Below are 18,692 nucleotides of genomic sequence, written 5' to 3' on the forward strand. Positions count from 1 at the left end.
TATCTTGGGGTCATCAGCTGCTCTGCCGCAGCAAAGGAGGGCCCATGGCCATTGCTGTCTCCGCCCGCTCCCTTGTGAAGAAGTTTGGCCGCCGGGAAGTGCTGCACGGTGTTGACTTCGAGGTGGAGGCCGGCACTGTTTTCGGGGTCATCGGGCCGAACGGCGCGGGCAAGACCACCACCATGCGCTGCCTCCTGGACATCATCCGGCCCAGCGGCGGCGAAGTGCGGGTGCTGGGTGTGGATCCCCGGCGGGGCGGGCCGGAGCTGCGCCGCCGCATCGGCTACCTTCCCGGCGAGTTGTTCCTCGAAGGCAGGGTAACGGGGCGCAGGCTGCTGGCCCACTATGAGGCCATCAGCGGCCCGGTTCCGGCCGGCCGCATTGACGCGCTCGCCGAGCGGCTGGGACTGGACCTGGACCGCCATACACGCAAGCTGTCCAAAGGCAACAAGCAGAAACTGGGTCTGGTGCAGGCGTTTATGCACCAGCCGGAACTGCTGGTGCTTGATGAGCCCACCAGCGGCCTGGACCCCCTGGTCCAGCAGGAGTTCCATGCCATGGTGCGCGAGGCACGGCACCAGGGCCAGACCATCTTCCTCAGCTCCCATGTCCTCAGCGAGGTCCAGCAGACTGCGGACACGGTCGCCATTCTGCGGGACGGGCGGATCATCACGGTTGAATCCGTCACCGGACTGCGCGAAGGCGCGGTGCGCCGCGTCCGGTTCACCGCGCATGGAATAGCAGCGCGCGACGCCGTTGCGCTGCTCACTGGCGTCCCCGGCGTCGGGCAGGTGGAGGTGCTTGAGGCCGACGGCGCCGTCACGCTGTCCGCCACCCTGGAAGGAGCCATCCAGCCGCTGGTCCGGATGCTTGGCCAGTTGGAACTGACGGACCTCGTCCTCGAAGAGCCCGACCTGGAGGAAGCCGTGCTGAGGATGTATGCCGGCCCGCGGGAGGCGCTCCGGTGAAGACGTCCCTTCCACTGTTCCGCCGGGCCTTCTTTGATCCATGGCGTTCCACTCTTGCCTGGGCGGCCGGCCTCGCCGCGGCCGCGTTCCTGTACCTGCCGCTGTACCCGTCCATCGGCGGCAGTGCCCAGATGCAGGAATTGATGGACGCCCTGCCCGTCGAGATGACCAAAGCGCTGAACTATGACCAGATCGCCACGGGTCCCGGCTACACCCAGGCCACGCTGTTCGGGCTTCTTGGCTTCCTGCTGATGACCATCGCATCGGTGGCGTGGGGCGCCGCCGCCGTGGGCGGCGACGAGGAATCCGGCCAGCTGGAGCTGACACTCGCCCATGGAGTACGGCGCGTGCAGGTGGTGCTGGAACGCGCCCTCGCGCTGCTGCTGCGGTTGCTCATTTTGGCAGGCGTGGTCTTTGTCCTCGTGTCCTTGCTGAACGGGCCGTCCCAGCTGGGAATTGAGCCGGACAACCTGGCGGGGGCCACGGTCCTGTTCGCCGGGCTGGCGCTGCTTAGCGGCACCGCTGCTTTGTGCGCCGGCGCCGTCACCGGCCGCCGGACGTATGGCATCTCCGCCGGCGCGGCGGTGGGAGTTCTCGGATACGTGTTCAACGCCGTCGGCCGGCAAAGCCGGGATGTGGAGTGGCTGCTGGACATCAGCCCGTACCACTGGGCCTACGGCAATTCGCCCGTAGTCAACGGAGCGGACTGGGCAGCGGCCGCGTGGCTGTGGGGTCTCTCGGCGGCACTCGTGGCGATTGCCGCCGTCGCGCTTGAACGGCGGGACGTGGGAGTCTAAGCCGCTGGGGCGATTTCCCGCGTCGGCGTTAGCCCCAGACGTGCGGCGCCGGCGTCCGGCTCCCCGGCAGGGCGCTGGAAGCCCGCCACTCATGGACCCATTCGGGAAGGACCAAGTCCGCCGGGGGCTGGCCGAACTCCCGCAGGATCTCCTCCTGGCTGACGGGCCGGCCCCTGTGGACCAGCCGGGTGGCGATGTGGGCACGGGCGTACACCTCGCCGTCGGCCACCATGCGCTGCTCGAAGTAGATGGCCTTGGCATCCAGGCCAATGATCCGCGTTTCAATGGTGTACTGCTGCCACAACTGAAGGGATTTGCGGAACGAGATGGTCTCTGCGGCCACCACCGGACTCCAGCCGCGGCGGCGCATCCGCTTCCACACACCGCTACGGACCATCAGGTCGAACCGGCCCAGGTCCATCAGGGACAGGTACATCCCGTTGTTGACGTGCAAGGCGATATCGATGTCCGTGGGCAGCACGCGAAGGGGCAGCGACGAGTGGCCCCAAACAGTCAGCGGTGGCCTCCGGGACGAGGTGATGAGCAGCAGGAGGGTTCTCAACAGCAGGTGCATGCCTACATGTTACCTGCGAGTAACATCGGGGCTGCTGAAGGGCCGCCAAGACCGCTGGCATTCCGGCCTGCTGCGGCAGGTAGTACCCACAGCGGTTTTGCGTATCCGGGAGAGCACTCCCAAGTACCCGCCCAAAATATTCGGGTAATCATTACTGGTGCCCGCACCTCCGGCGCTTCCTAGACTCGGGATTCCTAGGACCGAACATGTGCTGGCCTTTTCACCGGGTGGCTTCCGGGTGGCAGCGCCTTCTCGCGGAGCTTCCGTATCTTCTGGGTATGCGGACGCCTCCATCGTGCGCCGGCGGCGGCCCGGCTTGAGGCTGGGCCGCCGGTGCATCACACGCCGATCCGTCCTGCCCCGCTCCCTGCGCCTTGCAGCTGCCTGGGTGAACCGAATCCCGATGGGCTACCCATGAACCAGCCATATCTTTCTTCTCCCGATGCTCCAAGCCGCAGTTTCGCCACCGATGTCCCCCGCTCCGACTTGACGGCTGGCCGCCCCACCATCAGCAACAAACTCTGGGCCGGGATGGCCACCGCCGCCGTTATGGCGGCAGTGGGAGTGGGGGCGCTTGCGGCACCGGCCACCCTCGCTCCAGCGGCTACCACGACGGCGGCGGCTCCCGTTGCCGAGGCCGTGGCCCAAGCGCGGGGTACTGTCGCTGATGCTGCGGGTGCCGGTTCTGCGGAGTCTGTCCAGGCGCCGGCGGAAGCGCCCGCTGCTGCCCCGCCTGCGGCGGAGGCACCGGCGGAGGCAGCACCGCCGCCACCCGCCGTCGAGCCCGCGCCTGCCCCTGAGCCGGCACCCACACCCGCCGCCGACGGAAACCAGTACCACGTGGTTCCCGGCGATACCGTCGGTTCCATTGCGGCCCGGTTCGGGGTGGACACGAACGCCATGCTCGCCGCGAACGGTCTGGGGCAGTACACCATCATCATCCCCGGACAGACGCTGGTCCTGACCGGCCCGGCCGTGGCCGTACCCATCGCGGCACCTGCTCCTGCACCTGGTCCTGTTTCGGCCCCGGCGCCAGCAGTTGTTCCGGCGCCCGCCCCGGTTGCGGCCGCTCCTGCCGTCCGGACCATTTACGTTGCCGGAGCCGGCGGGCAGTCCATGGTGGATGCCTGCATCGGGCCCATCCATTTCACCCCCAACGACGGCTACTCCCTCTTCATCACGGAGCACGATTTCTGCGGCGGCTGGGCACGGTTCTCCGGAATCGGGGTGGGTGAGACGGTGAGCATCCCGGGCTACGGGACTTACACTGCGACGGCGCGCGGGCAGGTGCCCAACCCGGGGACCACCAACGACGTCATCAATGTGTTTGGCGGTTTCCCCCGTGCAATCCTGCAGACCTGCATCCCGGGAACCAGCCAGATGCTCCTGATTGCCCTGAACTGATAGGCCTGTCGCTGCCGGCCACCTGTATTCCTCAGCTTGTCCCCGGCTCCTAACCTTCAAGGCGGGGATCCGCGGACAAGGCCAGGAGCGGGCATAACTAACGCCACGGAGCGGACCCCGTGGCGTTGGGTTAGGAAAACTTGCCGGTTAGGCGTTCATCGGTTTGCGTTCCGAGATGTGCTCCACGAGCTCGCCGATCCGCTGCTCGGAGTAGTTGCGGGCGATGTCTCCCTGGCTGATGATCCCCACCAACTTGTGGTCGGCGATGACCGGAAGACGGCGGACCTGGTGGGTCTCCATCATTTCGATGGCCGCGTCGACGTTCGCATCGGCGTCAACCCAGTAGGGCCTGCCCGAGGCGAGGTCACGGGCCATCATCTCGCGTGGGTCGCGTCCAGCGGCAACACACTTGAGCACAATGTCACGGTCGGTGATCATGCCCCTCAACTTGCCGTCGTCACCGCAGATGGGCAACGATCCACAGTCCAGGTCCAGCATCATCCGCGCAGCATCTGCGAGCGATTGGCTTTCCTTAATACACTGTGCGTCCGTAGTCATGAATTCACGTACGGCACTCATTGGTTCTCCTTTATCGATGGCTGAATCGACGCAGGCATCGGGGCACGCGCGCCGATGGTGCCAGCCTACGCCCGGACCCTGCCGGTGTCGACGGCAGTTTTTCTGCCTTTTGAACGCCGCTCCGGCACCTGTAAGAAGACACGAAAAAGCCTCCGGAACCTGTGGTTCCGGAGGCTTTTCCTTGGGTGGCAGATGAGGGATTCGAACCCCCGTAGGCGTTGCCAGCTGATTTACAGTCAGCCCCCTTTGGCCGCTCGGGTAATCTGCCGAACTTCAAAAGAAGTACCCGTAGATGCAGTCTTCGGAGCGTCCGTTTCCGGGCCGTTCCGCTTCCAGTAACCGCGGGCAAGACAACTTTACAGAACTTCCGCCGAAGAATCGAATCGGCGCGCAAGAGCCCGGAATGGCGCGGATTTCAGGCCCTCAAGGGCGCTTTGGAGCCACGCTCAGGCCTCACCCAGAATCCTGCCGGCCAGCTTTGCCTCGAACTTCACGGCCTGCTCCTCGGTGATCTGGTTCAACTGCACCGCCCGGCGCAGGTCCTCGCTGATACCCTCCATCCGGGAAGAGGCATCCGCTACCGGGCTGAGAATGATGGAAGCTGCCACCGCCGCTGCCGCCACTGAGGTTGCTGCTGTTGCTACCGCACCGGCTGCAGCCGAGGTGGTTCGTGTGACGTAGCGGATGGCTTTGCGGTGCATGGTGTTCCCTTCGTGCGCTTTCCTACTCCTTCAACTCTGGCCGGGACTCCTGCGTTCCCTCCGGGTGTCCGCTTTGAGGGAACTGTGAATACCGCCCCTACCAACGCGGGCATCCGTATTAGGCTTGAATGCAGTGATCCAGGCCCTGCCCAGTGCGCAGGGCTCCCACCAGCAGAAGGAGAGTCATGGCAGGCGAGTCAACGTTCGACGTCGTAAGCAAAGTCGACAAGCAGGAAGTGGCGAACGCGCTGAACCAGGCGCAGAAGGAACTCGCGCAGCGGTACGACTTCAAGGGCGTGGGCGCCGAGGTGGACTTCAGCGGTGAGAAGATCCTAATGAAGGCGAACTCCGAGGAACGTGTCCTGGCAGTGCTGGATGTGCTGCAGTCAAAGCTCATCCGCCGCGGCATCTCACTGAAGTCCCTGGACACCGGCGAACCCTATGCCTCCGGCAAGGAGTTCCGCCTCGAGGCTTCCATCAAGGAGGGCATCGCCCAGGACCTGGCCAAGAAGATCAACAAGCTGATCCGCGACGAAGCCCCCAAGTCAGTCAAGTCCCAGATCCAGGGCGACGAACTGCGCGTCACATCCAAGTCCCGTGACGACCTGCAGGCCACCATGGCACTGCTGAAGGACTTCGACGAGGCCGACCTGCAGTTTGTGAACTTCCGCAGCTAGCAGCCCCCGCCGGCGGTTGTCGACGCGCAAAATTTCTGCCGCCACGCAAAGAGGCCGGCGCACCCGGAATACGGGCAGCGCCGGCCTCTTTGCGTGTCGAGGGGAACTTGAATCAGTGCAGCGGCCGGCCTGCCATCCGCTCCAGCCTCGAAATCCGGTCCCGCATGGGCGGATGCGTCGCGAACAGCTTGTTGATGGCACCGCCGCGGAACGGGTTGGCGATCATCAGGTGCGAGGCGTTGACCAGCCGCTGGTCGTGCGGAAGCGGCGCGATCCTCACGCCCTGCTCAATCTTGCCCAGGGCTGAGGCGAGCGCCAGCGGATCGCCGGTCAGCCCGGAACCGTCTTCGTCGGCGTCGTACTCCCTGGTACGCGAGATGGCCATCTGGATCAGGGATGCCGCAAAGGGGGCGAGCAGCGCCATGGCCAGCATCGCCAGCGGGTTCGAGTTGCGCCGGTCGCCGCCGCCAAAGAACAGCAGCATCTGGCCCACCGAAGTGATAACGCCTGCGACGGCGGCGGCCACTGATGAGGTGAGGATGTCGCGGTTGTACACGTGCATGAGTTCGTGCCCCAGGACGCCGCGCAGTTCGCGGGCGTCCAGGAGCTGCAGGATTCCCTCGGTGCAGCAGACGGCCGCGTTCCGCGGGTTCCGGCCGGTGGCAAAGGCGTTGGGATTCATGGTGGGCGAGACGTAGATCCGGGGCATCGGCTGGTTGGCGCGCACGGACAGCTCCCGCACAATCTGGTACAGCTGCGGCGCCTGCGCTTCAGTGACCGGGTAGGCCTGCATAGAGCGGATGGCGATCTTGTCGCTGTTCCAGTAGCCGTAGGCGGTGGTGGCGACACCGAGCAGCGCCATGATCCAGATGGGTGCGGAGCTGCGGGTTCCGGCGCCCATCAGCGCCCCAAGGCCCAGCAGCACCGCCCACAGCACACCGAAAAGCGCTGCCGTTTTCAGGCCGTTGTAGTGTTTGTGCATGTTTCCTCCTCGCTCTCCTATGGGAACGGCTTTCTAGGGAGCCGGGTTCCGGGCGTCGTATTTTCGGAACCCCGGCTGCAGCCTCGCCGCCAGCGACGCCCCAACGATGCACAGCACGCCGCCCAGCAGCAGTACCCGGCCCTCGGCCGTCATTCTGGTGGCGCCGCCGGCCAGCAGGTCACCGATCCTGGGACCGCCCGCGACCACCACGAGGAACACGCCCTGGAGCCGCCCGCGGAGATGGTCCGGTGCGGCTGCCTGAAGGATGGTGTTGCGGAAGACGCTGCTGATCGAGTCCGCGATTCCCGCCAGCGCACAGCACAATGCCGCCGGGAGCAGCCAGAACGTGGCACCCCCGTCCGGGGAGCGCCCGGCCAGCAGCACCACCATGCCGAACGCGGCGATGGACGCGCCCCATCCCATGACCGAGAAGACCACCGCGCTCCCCTGCCACCGGACACCGCCCATCGGACCCGAGAACAATCCGGCCAGGAACGCTCCCACCGCGGTTGAAGCCAGGAGCACGCCCACCGTCGCTTCCCCGCCGCCGATCATGAGGGCGCCAATGGCCGGCATCAGTGCGCGCGGCTGGGCCAGGATCATGGCAATCAGGTCGATCACGAAGGTCATCCGCAGGTTCGGACGGGTACCGAGGAACCGGAACCCCTCCACGACGGACCGGATGCCTGCCCTGCTCCTGCTTCCCGACGGCGGCAGGGGCGGCAGCCGGTAGACGGCCCACAGCACAAAGGCGAAGCTGGCGAAGTCGATGGCGTAGGTCCAGCCGAAACCCAGCCATGCCACCAGCACGCCTGCCAGCAACGGGCCGGCTGTCAGGGCAAGGCCGAAGGACATCATGCTGAGGGCGTTCGCCGCCGGCAGCAGCTCCTGGCGGATCAGCATGGGGAGGATGGCGCTGCGGGCAGGTTGGTTGATGGCCTGTGCGCCGCTCTGGACCGCCACCAGGAAGTACAGAACCCAAACGTTGCCCGGGTGCAGCCACGACTGCAGGGCGATCAGGCCGATGGTCAGCCACAGCACGGTGGTGGCCAGCAGGGCGACGCGGCGCCGGTCGTGGGAGTCGGCGATGGATCCGCCCAGGAGGCCGCCGATGACAAGGGGTACCAGTGCGAAGACGGCCAGTAGCCCCACATAGAGGCTGTCCTGGGTCAGCCGGTAGACCTCCAGGCTTACGGCCACCAGGGTGAGCTGGCTCCCGACGGCGGATATTGCCGAGCTGATCCAGAGCCGGCGGAAGGCGGGGCTCTCCTTGAGCGGCGTGATGTCAGCGAGCAATTTCCCCACTCTGCAACCCTAATGTCGCCGGGATGCTTACCGCTCACCGAGGTTAGCCAAGCCTTATTGCGAGAAACTCAAAATAAGTGTTTCAATGGATCCATGACGGAGCACTTTGACGGCCAGGAGGCATGGGCTGGCGCCCTGCGCGCCCACGGCCGCAGGGTGACCAAACAGCGGTTGGCGGTCCTCGCCGCCGTCGAACGGCATCCGCACTCCCCGGCCGAGAGCATCCTGGCCGCTGCCCGCGCGGAGCTGCCCGAACTGACGGCACAGTCCGTTTACGTGGTGCTGGGGGACCTGACGGACCTGCACATGCTGCGCCGCTTCGAGCCACCGCACTCGCCCGCGCTGTATGAAACCCGCGTCGGCGACAACCACCACCACGCCGTCTGCATCAGCTGCGGCCGCGTTGAAGACGTGGACTGCGCCGTGGGCCACGCGCCCTGCCTCACGCCCCACTGGGACGAAAACGCCAAGCCGATGACCATCCAGATCGCCGATGTTATGTACCAGGGCATCTGCCAGGACTGCCAGCAGTCCCAACAACTTCCTTCCAATCGTCCCTCGCAAGAAACAGAGAAATAGGAGAACAATGACTGCCATTTCAACAACCCAGTCAGGTGCCCCCGTTACGTCCGACGCGCACTCGAAGGCAACCGGTGCCGACGGTGCGATCATCCTGACTGACCACTACCTGGTGGAAAAGCTCGCCCAGTTCAACCGCGAGCGGGTGCCGGAGCGCGTAGTGCACGCCAAGGGCGGCGGCGCATTCGGTACGTTCAAGACCACCGAGGACGTCTCCAGGTACACCAAGGCAGCCTTCCTCCAGCCCGGCGTCGACACCGAGATGCTCATCCGCTTCTCCTCCGTGGCCGGCGAGAACGGCTCCCCGGACACCTGGCGCGATCCCCGCGGCTTCGCCGTGAAGTTCTACACCTCCGAGGGCAACTACGACCTCGTGGGCAACAACACCCCCGTCTTCTTCATCCGCGACGGCATCAAGTTCCCGGACTTCATCCACTCCCAGAAGCGCCTCCCGGGCACCCACCTGCGCGATGCCGACATGCAGTGGGACTTCTGGACCCTGTCCCCCGAGTCCGCCCACCAGGTCACCTGGCTGATGGGTGACCGTGGCCTTCCGGCTTCCTGGCGTGAAATGCAGGGCTACGGCTCGCACACCTACCAGTGGATCAACGCCGAGGGCGAGCGTTTCTGGGTCAAGTACCACTTCAAGTCCAACCAGGGCGTGAAGTCCATGAGCAGCGAGCAGGCAGAGCAGCTGGCCGGCTCCGACGCCGACTTCTACATCCGCGACCTCTCGGAGAACATCGAAGCCGGCAACCTCCCGTCCTGGGACCTGCACGTCCAGGTCATGCCGTACGAGGACGCGAAGACCTACCGCTTCAACCCGTTCGACCTGACCAAGGTCTGGCCGCACGCTGACTACCCGCTGATCAAGGTGGGCACCATGGAGCTGAACCGGAACCCGGAGAACTACTTCGCACAGATCGAGCAGGCCACCTTTGCGCCGTCGAACTTCGTGCCGGGCATCGCCGCTTCCCCGGACAAGATGCTGCAGGCCCGCATCTTCTCCTACGCGGACGCACACCGCTACCGCGTGGGTACCAACCACGCGCAGATCCCGGTGAACCAGCCGAAGAACCAGGTCAACAACTACAGCCAGGACGGCGCCGGACGTTACCACTTCAACGCCCCCTCAGTGCCGGTCTACGCCCCCAACTCCGTTGGCGGCCCGGCTGCTGTTGAGCCGCAGAACCCGGCCGGCGGCTGGGAGAACGACGGCGAGCTGACACTTGCCGCGCACTCCCTCCACACGGAGGACAGCGACTTCATCCAGGCCGGCACCCTGTACCGCGAGGTTTACGACGACGGCGCCAAGGCCCGTCTGCTCGAGACCATCACCGGTGCAGTGGGCGGCGTCAAGAGCCCCGGCATCAAGGAACGCGCGATCCAGTACTGGACCAACGTTGACGCCGAACTCGGCGCCAAGTTGCGCGCCAACCTCGGCGCAGTTCAGTTCTCCGAGGCAGAAGCGGCCAACAAGATCGGCTGATCCAGCCCCTTCCTGAGTTGCTGAAAACCACCCCGTCACGGTTTACGTGGCGGGGTGGTTTTTGCTTTTCCACATATCCGGTTCTGTTCATGGCAGCCGCCGGCCGGTGTCCCTAGGATCGACGCATGACAACTTTCCAGGGCATACCTGCCGGCGCGTTCGAGTTCTACAAAGAGCTCCAGGACAACAACAACCGTGAATGGTGGCTGGAGCACAAGGACAGCTATGAGGCGCTGGTCCGGGAACCGGTCACGTTGCTGCTCGCCGAGCTGGAGCCCCGGTTTGGTCCCGGCAAAATCTTCCGGCCCAACAGGGACATCAGGTTCTCGCAGGACAAGTCACCCTACAAAACAGCCCAGGGCGCTTTCGCGTCCATCCAGGAAGGGGTGGGCTACTACCTGCAAATCAGTGCGGAAGGGCTCCTGGCCGGCGGCGGCTACCATTCCCACACGCCCGCCCAGCTCGCCAGGTACCGCAATTCAGTTGATGCCTCAGGAACGGGCGAATCACTGCGGCACATTGTGGAAGCCGTGGGCGCTGCCGGTTTCATGGTGGAGGGCGAGAAACTCAAGACCGTCCCGCGCGGGTATCCCCAGGACCATCCCAGGGCCGAACTCCTGAAACACAAGTCCCTTTCCGCGGCCACCGACCTGGGGCAGCCCGCATGGCTGGCCACCCCCAGCGCGGCCAAGGAGATCGCCGCGCTCTGGGATGAGCTGCGGCCCCTGGTGGACTGGGTTGGCCGGCACGCGGCACCGTAGCTTCAGCCTGGCGCGGCCGGATCAGGCGCGGGAGAACTCGTCCTCGTCGTCCCCGGCCGCCCCAGCAGTAGCTCCGGCCGCAACGGGAGCACCGTTGACGGCCGTGCTGGCGTCACCGAAGCGCTCGTTGAGGCGGGAGTGGCGCTGGCCGTAGGAGAAGTAGATGGCCAGGCCGATCGCGAGCCAGATGGCGAAGAAGATCCAGGTCTCCACGGCCAGGTTGGTCATCAGGTAGAGGCACAGCACTGCGGACACGATCGGCAGGACCTTGCCCAAGGGCACGCGGAAAGCGGGCTTGAGGTCCGGGCGCTTCTTTCGCAGCACCAGGATGCCCAGGCTCACCACCACAAATGCGGACAGCGTACCGATGTTGATCATTTCCTCGAGCAGGTCCACATTGGTCAGCCCTGCCACCAAGGCAACAGCGGCGCCGCAGATGATCTGGAGGCGGACCGGCGTCGAGCGCTTTTCACTGGTCTTGGACAGCGCACGGGGTAGGAGTCCGTCGCGGCTCATTGCCAGGACCACGCGGGACAGGCCCATGAGGAGCACCATGATCACGGTGGTCAGGCCCACCAGGGAGCCGAAGGCAATGACCTTGGCGGCGGACGTGTCGCCCACTGCTTCGAATGCGGTAGTGAGGGTGGGGCTCTTCGCCTCGGCCAGTTGGGTGTAGGACACCATGCCGGTCAGGGCCAGGGATACCAGGATGTACAGCAGCGTCACCACGGCGAGGCCACCGAAGATACCCCGGGGCAGGGTCTTCTGCGGGTTCTTGACTTCCTCCGCGGACGTGGCCACCACGTCGAAGCCGATGAAGGCGAAGAACACCAGGGCAGCCCCGGCGAAGATGCCCAGCGTGCCGTACTGTGCCGGGGCGGCTCCGGTGAGGAAACCGAAGAATGACTGCTTCAGAACGTCGGCCGCGCCGGCACCGCCGGTCGGCTCGGCGGCGGGGATGAACGGGCTGTAGTTTTCGAGCTTCACGTAGGTGAAGCCCACAACGATCACAAAGAGGACCACGGCGATCTTGATCAGCGTGAAGATGTTGCCCACGCGGGCGGAGAGCTTGGTGCCCAGCACGAGCAACACCGTGAAGACGGCCACGATCAGGAAGGCACCCCAGTAGAGGTCCACCCCGCCCAGGGAGATTGCCGGCGGAATGTCGGCACCCATCAGCGCGAACACCTTGCTGAGGTAGATGCCCCAGTACTTGGCGATGACGGCTGCGGCGGTGAAGAGTTCGAGGATCAGGTTCCAGCCGATGATCCAGGCAAGGAGCTCACCCATGGTGGCGTAGGTGAAGACGTAGGCGGAGCCTGCCACAGGGATGGCAGTGGCGAACTCGGCGTAGCACATGATGGCAAGGGCGCAGGTGACGGCGGCGATGGCGAAGGACAACGTCACGGCAGGGCCGGAGAAGTTGGCTGCAGCCTTGGCACCGACGGAGAAGATACCGGCACCCACAGCCACCGCAACGCCCATGATCATCAGGTCCCACGTGCTGAGGGACCGCTTGAGCTTGCGTCCGGGTTCATCGGCGTCGGCGATGGACTGCTCGATAGATTTGGTCCGGAGAAGGTTCATAGGGGGATCACAATCCTGATTTCTGATGGAAACAGACCTATCAACGATAGTGTCCATCCACTGGACGGTCCCAATTGTTCCGAATGGTGAGACGGGAAAAGCCCGGCCTGATGTTCGGGCCGGGCTTCTCCGCACGAAATTTATGCTCCTACACTTGCCAATCCATCAGCGTGGACCGGATGAGGAACCGCTTGCCCTCCGGCGCTTCCACGGAGAATCCGCTGCCCCTTCCGGGGACCACATCAACGGTCAGGTGTGTGTGGCTCCAGTAGTTGAACTGCTCCCGCGACATCCAGAACTCCAGCGGCCGTGGTTCCAGCCCGTCGGACACATCGAACAGGCCCAGCAGCACATCCGAGTCGCCGGTGAGGAAGTCCCCCACGGGGTAGCACATGGGCGAGGACCCGTCGCAGCACCCGCCGGACTGGTGGAACATCAGCGGCCCGTGCCGGAGCCAAAGCTTCCGCAGGAGCTCCACGGCCGGCGGGGTGAGCGCCACCCGGGAGAAGTCCTCGCCGGGCAACACCGCCGCCGCGTTGATCGCGTTTGTAGGAACCATGGCCTAGAAGAAGCCCAGCTTGTTTTCGTTGTAGCTGACCAGCAGGTTCTTGGTCTGCTGGTAGTGGTCCAGCATCATCGCGTGGTTCTCACGCCCGATGCCCGAGGACTTGTAGCCGCCAAAAGCAGCACCTGCCGGGTAGGCGTGGTAGTTGTTGACCCAGACGCGGCCGGCCTGGATCTCGCGGCCGGCGCGGTACGCCACGTTGCCGTTGCGGGACCAGACACCGGCGCCCAGGCCATACAGCGTGTCGTTCGCGAGGCCCATGGCGTCGGCGTAGTCACTGAACTTCGTGACTGCCACCACCGGGCCGAAAATCTCCTCCTGGAAGATCCGCATCTTGTTGTGGCCTTCGAACACCGTGGGCTGGACGTAGTAGCCGCCGGCCAGGTCACCGGGAAGTTCGGCCCGGCCGCCGCCGGTGAGGACCTTGGCGCCCTCCTGCTTTCCAATGTCGATGTAGGAGAGGATCTTTTCCAGCTGGTCGTTCGATGCTTGCGCCCCCACCTGCGTTGCCGTATCCAGCGGGTTGCCCTGGATCATTTTTTCCACGCGGGCCACGGCGTCGGCCATAAAGGACTCGTAGATGTCCTCCTGCACCAGCGCGCGGGACGGGCAGGTGCAGACTTCGCCCTGGTTGAAGGCGAACAGGGCGAAGCCCTCCTGCGCCTTGTCGTAGAACGCGTCGTTGCTCTCGGCCACATCGTTGAAGAAGATGTTGGGGCTCTTGCCGCCCAGCTCAAGCGTGACCGGGATGAGGTTCTGGCTGGCGTACTGGCTGATGAGCCGCCCGGTGGTGGTCTCCCCGGTGAACGCGATCTTGCGGATGCGCGGGCTCGAGGCCAGCGGCTTGCCGGCCTCCACGCCGAAGCCGTTGACCACGTTCAGCACACCGGCGGGCAGCAGGTCGCCGATGAGTTCCATCAGGACCAGGATGGACGACGGTGTCTGCTCCGCCGGCTTGAGCACCACCGCGTTGCCGGCGGCGAGCGCGGGAGCGAGCTTCCACACGGCCATCAGGATGGGGAAGTTCCAGGGGATGATCTGGCCCACGACGCCGAGCGGCTCGTGGAAGTGGTAGGCGGTGGTGTCGTCGTCGAGCTGGGACAGCCGGCCCTCCTGCGCCCGGACAGCGGAGGCGAAGTACCGGAAGTGGTCGGCGGCGAGCGGCAGATCCGCGTTGAGGGTCTCGCGGATGGGCTTGCCGTTGTCCCAGGTTTCGGCCACGGCGAGCATCTCAAGGTTCTCGTCGATCCGGTCGGCGATCTTGTTCAGGATGGCGGCCCGCTCTGCCACCGACGTCTTGCCCCACGACGGCGCGGCCTTGTGTGCGGCGTCCAGCGCCAGGTCGATGTCTTCGGCCGTGCCGCGGGCAACCTCGCAGAACGCCTTGCCGGTCACCGGCGTGATGTTCTCGAAGTACTGCCCCTTCACCGGGGCCACCCACTCCCCGCCGATCCAGTTCTCGTAACGGTCCTTGAACGTGACCTTCGAGCCCTCGGTTCCGGGCTGTGCGTAAACAGTCATTGCTAGCTCCTTTGCTGTGCAGAGGGCGGCGCTTGCTGCTGGCCGCCGCCGTTGGAGCAAGCGTAGGAGTGCGCAGGTTGCAGCCAGGTTGCACGGCCGCTGTGTGGTCAAGGGCCAACCACCGGAGGTACAGGCCCAACACCGGAGGCGGTGCCCTAGGCGTGCAGTTCGGCTTCCAGCCGTTCCAGATCTGCGACGACGGCGGCCCGCTTGGGTGAGCGGGCCGGCAGGAGGCGGAGGGCGGCGCGCCGGACCCCGACGTCGTCTGTTGCCTCGGGAAGTTCGGCGTACTTCAGCAGCGACTCGGCGCTGCCATCGGTCAGGACTGCCTCGCGCAGCAGCAGCGAGGCCTTGTTCCGCAGCTCCACGATGCCGGGGGCTTCGGACCGCGGGAGGACGGCACCCCGGTAGATTTCCAGGGCGATGCGGTGCGCGCCGCGCTGCAGGCAGCTCAGCACCTGGCCGCAGTCCGGCACCACATCCACGGGCAGCCGGTAGGGCCGCGAGCCTGGAACGGCGTCCGGGTTGAGCTGCTGCAGGACCTTGCGCAGCCGGACCATTTCGGCGCGGAGCGTGATGGCGGAGCCGTCCCCGGGGTAGAGCAGGAGGCTCAGTTCTTCCGCGCTGAGCCCGGCAGGGTGGGTGCTGAGCAGTGCAAGGATTTCGCTGTGCCGGGCGGACAACACAACGGTCTTGCCGTCCAGGCTGAGCAAAGCCTGGTCGCGGCCCAGCAGCTGCAAGCTGTTCCGGTAGAGGCTGCCTTCCTTGGCGCCCGCCCCCGGCGCGCGGGAAGCGGTGGCCGTGGCCCGGCGTCGTGATGACCCGCGGGCCAGCTCCGCGGCCAACTGGAGGCGCTCGACACGCAGCTGCGCCTGGGCGGCCGCCACGGTTGCCTCCACGAGGGACAGGGTGTGGGGCGCCACCGCGGTGGCCGTGCCCGTGATGTCCACGACGCCGAGCACCGCGCCGGAATCGGGGTCGTGGAAGGGCACGGCAGTGCAGCTCCAGGCGTGCACGGCCCGCTGATAGTGCTCCGCGCCGGCAATCTGGATCCCCCGGCCCAAGGCAAGAGCGGTTCCCGGAGCGCTGGTGCCCACAGTCGCCTCGGACCAGTCTGCGCCTGCAACAAACATCATGCCCTCCGCGCGGCGCTGCAAGGCGGGATCACCCTCCACCCAGAGCAGCCGGCCCACTTCATCACCCACTGCCACCAGCAGTCCGCTGTCGTGGCTGGGCTGGACCAGGAGCTTGTTGATGACGGGCATGATGGCGGCCAGCGGGTGCTGGCTGCGGTAGTCCTCCAGCTCATCCCGGTCCAGCGCCAGCGGGGCGGCAGGCCTGTCCGGGTTCGCCTTGAAGCCGGCCGAACGCTGCCACGACTCTCGGATCAGGCTCCGGAGGTTGCCGGGAGCATCCGCAAGGGCGCCGCCGTCGAGCTGCTCATGGGCGGCCAAGGCGCCGCGCTGCAGCGGTTCCGGCTGAATCAGGTTCTTCATCGAACTCCTGTGCTGCCTGAAGGCACGGCGTCATAATGCCGGCCTGGGGGTGGTCGCCATTGTAACGCGGCCTCCCTCCCCCACCTAGCTGCGGGAGATCCGGATCATGTCCTCGCGCGGGACCACCTTGATCCGTTCCCGCACTACGTGATCCAAGCCGTCGGGGCCGGTCCAGGCTGCGCCGAGGCCGGCTTCGTGGGCGTCGAGCTTGTTCCAGCCTTCCCAGGTGGTGTATTCGATGCCGCGTTCTTCGAGCAGGTCAATGATGGCCTGCGGGTCAGGGTTCCGGGCGGGCGGCAAGGTGAGCCGGTCCTCGAGCAGGAAGCCGATGGTCTCCAGGGCGTCCCCCTTGGTGTGGCCGATGAGGCCCACCGGGCCGCGTTTGATCCAGCCGGTGGCGTAGATCCCGGGCACCGGGTTGCCTTCGGCGTCCAGCACGCGCCCGCCCTCGTTGGGAATGACACCGCGCTTCGCGTCGTACTCCAGCTCGTCAAGCGCCGAGCCGTGGTAGCCGATGGCGCGGTACACGGCCTGCACGGGGTACTCGATGAACTCCCCCGTGCCCTTGGCGTTGCCGGTGCCGTCCAGCTGCATGCGTTCAAACTTGATCCCGCCCACTTTGCCCGTGCCGCTTTCCCCGCCGTCGGCAAGTATTTCCACGGGGCTGTGCAGGAAGTGCAGGTGCAGCCGGCGGGAGGACGGGTTATCGGACTCGGTGTGCTCTTCCACCAGCCAGTTCGTGAGCGTGTTCACCATGGTCTTGATCTGGTTGTTGCTGCGGATGGCGTCGTCCGAGGCTTCATCGAATTCGAAGTCCTCGGGGTACAGCACGATGTCTACGTCGTTCATGTGGCTGAGCTCCCGGAGCTCCAGCGGGGTGAACTTGACCTGGGCGGGGCCGCGGCGCCCGAAGACGTGCACGTCCGTGACGGGCGAGGCCTTCAAACCCCGGTAGACGTTGTCCGGGATCTCGGTGGTGAGCAGCTCCTCCGGGTGCTTGACCAGCATGCGGGCAACGTCCAGCGCCACGTTCCCGTTGCCGATCACGGCGATTTCCTTCGCCTCCAGCGGCCATTCCCGCGGCACGTCCGGGTGCCCGTCGTACCAGGAAACAAAATCAGCGCCGCCGAAGGAGCCCTGCAGGTCGATGCCCGGGATCGCCAGGTCGGCGTCCTTGACGGCGCCGGTGGAGAAGATCACTGCGTCATAGAAGGCACGGAAATCGTGGAGGGTGAGGTCCCTGCCGTAGGTGACGTTGCCCAGGAACCGGATGTCGCCGCGGTCCAGGACCTTGTGCAGCGCGTTGACGATGCCCTTGATCCGCGGGTGGTCCGGGGCCACGCCGTACCGGATCAGCCCGTAGGGCGCCGGGTAGGCCTCAAAGAGGTCGATGCTGACCTCAAAGTCGCCGTCCTTCACGCCGCTGGACTTGGTGAGGATGTCCGCAGCGTAGACTCCCGCCGGCCCTGCGCCCACGATGGCTACCCGGAGCGGACGTGATGGGGTGGTTTCGCCGTGGTTGGACACTCGGAGCCCTTCTAACCGATGAGGATGCGCGGTAAGAGCAGCGCACAGTCACTTATTCTAATTGGCCGCCGCTGCAAGGCTTCGCCTCGGGAAGCAGGCCTCACCCGCTTTTGGCCAGCGGGACCACGTTGCCTTCACGGTAGAGCAGCGCGCGGAGTTCGGCCTCGGCCGAGTCCGGCCGCTTGGGATCGATGGTTTCGCCCTCGTGGTAGTGGTCCAGGACGCGGGGGTCCACATAGCTTTTGCGGGCGATCGAGGGCGTGTTCCCCAGCACCTCGGCGGCGTCATACATCGCCCGGCTGATGGCCCTCTTCCGCTTCGCGGCCGTTCGCTGGGGGCCGGTCCTGGCCAGGCTCGCTGCCGCCGCCACCGTACCCCGCAGGGTCCGGAAGTCCTTGGCCGTAAAGTCCGAGCCGGTCCGCTCCTTCACGTAGGCGTTGATGTCCGCGCTGGTAACGGGCCGCCACTGCCGGCCGTCCTTGTACGCCAGAAGCCGGGCGTTGGGGCCCCGCCGCTTGAGCAGGCGCAGCAGGGCGGCAAGGTCGGGGTCGCGGATTTCCGACTCCCAGTCCTTGCCGCTCTTGGCGGGGAAGCGCAGGTGGATGCGGTCCTTGCGCACCTGGACGTGGGCGCAGAGGAGGGTGGCCAGGCCGCGGCTGCCGTTTTCGTTGGTGTACCGCTCGGACCCCACGCGCAGCGAGCCGCTGTCCAGCATCCGGAAGGCCGCAGCGAGGACGCGTTCGCGCGAGAAACCTTCGCCGCGCAGGTCCATAGTCACCCGGCGGCGGGCCGCCGGCAGCGATTCGGCCAACTGAAGGGCGCGGTCGAATTTCACCCGGTCTTTCCGCTCCCGCCATTCCGGGTGGTAGATATACTGCCGCCGGCCCACTGCGTCCACGCCGGTGGCCTGGATATGCCCGTTCTCGAAGGGGGCAATCCAGACGTCCGTCCATGCCGGCGGTATTCCGATACTTTCCAGCCGCTCACGGACGGGACCCGGGGGCAGGGTGGAGCCGTCCAGGTCCCGGTAACTGAAACCCTTGCCCGCTGCCACCCGGCGGTAGCCGCGCCCCGAAGCGTTGCTGCGCCGGAGCCTCATGGGGTGGTCTCCAGCCGGTCGGCATTTGTCATAAAAGCAAGCCTACTGACTATTTGCCGGAATACCTGCCCCGGAAGTGAT

At 65.9% G+C, this 18,692-nt stretch carries 18 protein-coding genes and 1 tRNA gene; 7 read left to right on the top strand and 12 right to left on the bottom strand.

From position 1 onward, the window contains the following. The first annotated feature begins 44 nt into the window (after positions 1–44). On the top strand, positions 45–968 hold the full coding sequence (locus tag QFZ36_RS06920) for an ABC transporter ATP-binding protein (RefSeq protein WP_306634979.1): 924 nt from the start codon (positions 45–47) through the stop codon (positions 966–968). Further along, positions 965–1,765: an ABC transporter permease subunit gene (locus tag QFZ36_RS06925; RefSeq protein ID WP_306634981.1), complete on the top strand. Its 801-nt coding sequence runs from the start codon at positions 965–967 to the stop codon at positions 1,763–1,765. Before QFZ36_RS06920 ends, QFZ36_RS06925 begins: the two co-directional genes overlap by 4 nt. 28 nt (positions 1,766–1,793) lie before the next feature. Here the strand turns inward: QFZ36_RS06925 and QFZ36_RS06930 are convergent, their stop codons facing one another. Further along, positions 1,794–2,339, bottom strand: coding sequence for an acyl-CoA thioesterase (locus QFZ36_RS06930; RefSeq protein WP_306634983.1), 546 nt, complete (start codon positions 2,337–2,339; stop codon positions 1,794–1,796). Positions 2,340–2,753: 414 nt separating this feature from the next. On the opposite strand from QFZ36_RS06930, the gene QFZ36_RS06935 reads away from it, so the two are divergent. Beyond that, a complete protein-coding gene (locus QFZ36_RS06935; RefSeq protein ID WP_306634985.1) occupies positions 2,754–3,743 on the top strand; it encodes a LysM peptidoglycan-binding domain-containing protein in 990 nt (329 codons plus the stop codon). A gap of 147 nt (positions 3,744–3,890) precedes the next feature. On the opposite strand, the gene QFZ36_RS06940 is transcribed toward QFZ36_RS06935, so the two are convergent. The 3 genes from QFZ36_RS06940 to QFZ36_RS06950 form a co-directional block, all read right to left on the bottom strand. Beyond that, complete coding sequence (locus tag QFZ36_RS06940) at positions 3,891–4,322, bottom strand: CBS domain-containing protein (RefSeq protein WP_306634987.1); 432 nt, start codon at positions 4,320–4,322, stop codon at positions 3,891–3,893. Positions 4,323–4,508: 186 nt separating this feature from the next. Further along, positions 4,509–4,590, bottom strand: a tRNA-Tyr gene (locus QFZ36_RS06945). 178 nt (positions 4,591–4,768) lie between these two features. Then, the gene (locus QFZ36_RS06950) at positions 4,769–5,023 is read right to left on the bottom strand and encodes a hypothetical protein (RefSeq protein ID WP_306634988.1); all 255 of its coding nucleotides are present in this window, start codon (positions 5,021–5,023) and stop codon (positions 4,769–4,771) included. Positions 5,024–5,208: 185 nt separating this feature from the next. Between QFZ36_RS06950 and QFZ36_RS06955 the strand changes: the two genes are divergently transcribed. Continuing rightward, positions 5,209–5,700 (top strand): YajQ family cyclic di-GMP-binding protein, encoded by a 492-nt coding sequence (locus tag QFZ36_RS06955; RefSeq protein ID WP_050054209.1) that lies wholly within the window; start codon positions 5,209–5,211, stop codon positions 5,698–5,700. A gap of 112 nt (positions 5,701–5,812) precedes the next feature. Here the strand turns inward: QFZ36_RS06955 and htpX are convergent, their stop codons facing one another. Together htpX and QFZ36_RS06965 are read right to left on the bottom strand one after the other, a co-directional pair. Continuing rightward, complete coding sequence (gene htpX / locus QFZ36_RS06960) at positions 5,813–6,682, bottom strand: zinc metalloprotease HtpX (RefSeq protein ID WP_306634990.1); 870 nt, start codon at positions 6,680–6,682, stop codon at positions 5,813–5,815. A 33-nt stretch (positions 6,683–6,715) separates the two neighbouring features. Next, entirely contained in the window at positions 6,716–7,987 is a 1,272-nt protein-coding gene (locus QFZ36_RS06965) for an MFS transporter (RefSeq protein ID WP_306634991.1), read from the bottom strand. A 93-nt stretch (positions 7,988–8,080) separates the two neighbouring features. Between QFZ36_RS06965 and QFZ36_RS06970 the strand changes: the two genes are divergently transcribed. The 3 genes from QFZ36_RS06970 to QFZ36_RS06980 all read left to right on the top strand — a co-directional run bounded on the left by QFZ36_RS06970 (position 8,081) and on the right by QFZ36_RS06980 (position 10,816). Next, on the top strand, positions 8,081–8,566 hold the full coding sequence (locus QFZ36_RS06970) for a Fur family transcriptional regulator (protein WP_306634993.1): 486 nt from the start codon (positions 8,081–8,083) through the stop codon (positions 8,564–8,566). 7 nt (positions 8,567–8,573) lie between these two features. Next, the gene (locus QFZ36_RS06975; RefSeq protein ID WP_306634994.1) at positions 8,574–10,055 is read left to right on the top strand and encodes a catalase; all 1,482 of its coding nucleotides are present in this window, start codon (positions 8,574–8,576) and stop codon (positions 10,053–10,055) included. Positions 10,056–10,180: 125 nt separating this feature from the next. After that, entirely contained in the window at positions 10,181–10,816 is a 636-nt protein-coding gene (locus QFZ36_RS06980) for a DUF2461 domain-containing protein (protein WP_306634996.1), read from the top strand. 21 nt (positions 10,817–10,837) lie between these two features. On the opposite strand, the gene QFZ36_RS06985 is transcribed toward QFZ36_RS06980, so the two are convergent. The 6 genes from QFZ36_RS06985 to QFZ36_RS07010 all read right to left on the bottom strand — a co-directional run bounded on the left by QFZ36_RS06985 (position 10,838) and on the right by QFZ36_RS07010 (position 18,611). After that, positions 10,838–12,403, bottom strand: a complete 1,566-nt coding sequence (locus QFZ36_RS06985) for an amino acid permease (RefSeq protein WP_306634998.1) — start codon at positions 12,401–12,403, stop codon at positions 10,838–10,840. A gap of 148 nt (positions 12,404–12,551) precedes the next feature. Further along, positions 12,552–12,962, bottom strand: a complete 411-nt coding sequence (locus QFZ36_RS06990; RefSeq protein ID WP_306635000.1) for a DUF779 domain-containing protein — start codon at positions 12,960–12,962, stop codon at positions 12,552–12,554. 3 nt (positions 12,963–12,965) lie between these two features. Next, the gene (gene exaC / locus QFZ36_RS06995) at positions 12,966–14,489 is read right to left on the bottom strand and encodes an acetaldehyde dehydrogenase ExaC (protein ID WP_306635001.1); all 1,524 of its coding nucleotides are present in this window, start codon (positions 14,487–14,489) and stop codon (positions 12,966–12,968) included. 155 nt (positions 14,490–14,644) lie between these two features. Continuing rightward, on the bottom strand, positions 14,645–15,985 hold the full coding sequence (locus tag QFZ36_RS07000) for a GAF domain-containing protein (RefSeq protein ID WP_306635002.1): 1,341 nt from the start codon (positions 15,983–15,985) through the stop codon (positions 14,645–14,647). Positions 15,986–16,069: 84 nt separating this feature from the next. Then, the gene (locus QFZ36_RS07005; RefSeq protein ID WP_306635004.1) at positions 16,070–17,512 is read right to left on the bottom strand and encodes an FAD-dependent oxidoreductase; all 1,443 of its coding nucleotides are present in this window, start codon (positions 17,510–17,512) and stop codon (positions 16,070–16,072) included. A 100-nt stretch (positions 17,513–17,612) separates the two neighbouring features. Next, entirely contained in the window at positions 17,613–18,611 is a 999-nt protein-coding gene (locus QFZ36_RS07010) for a DNA topoisomerase IB (protein ID WP_306635006.1), read from the bottom strand. Between the last annotated feature and the right edge of the window lie 81 nt (positions 18,612–18,692).

It is taken from the genome of Pseudarthrobacter siccitolerans, from assembly GCF_030823375.1.
GTDB classification, from domain to species: domain Bacteria; phylum Actinomycetota; class Actinomycetes; order Actinomycetales; family Micrococcaceae; genus Arthrobacter; species Arthrobacter siccitolerans_A.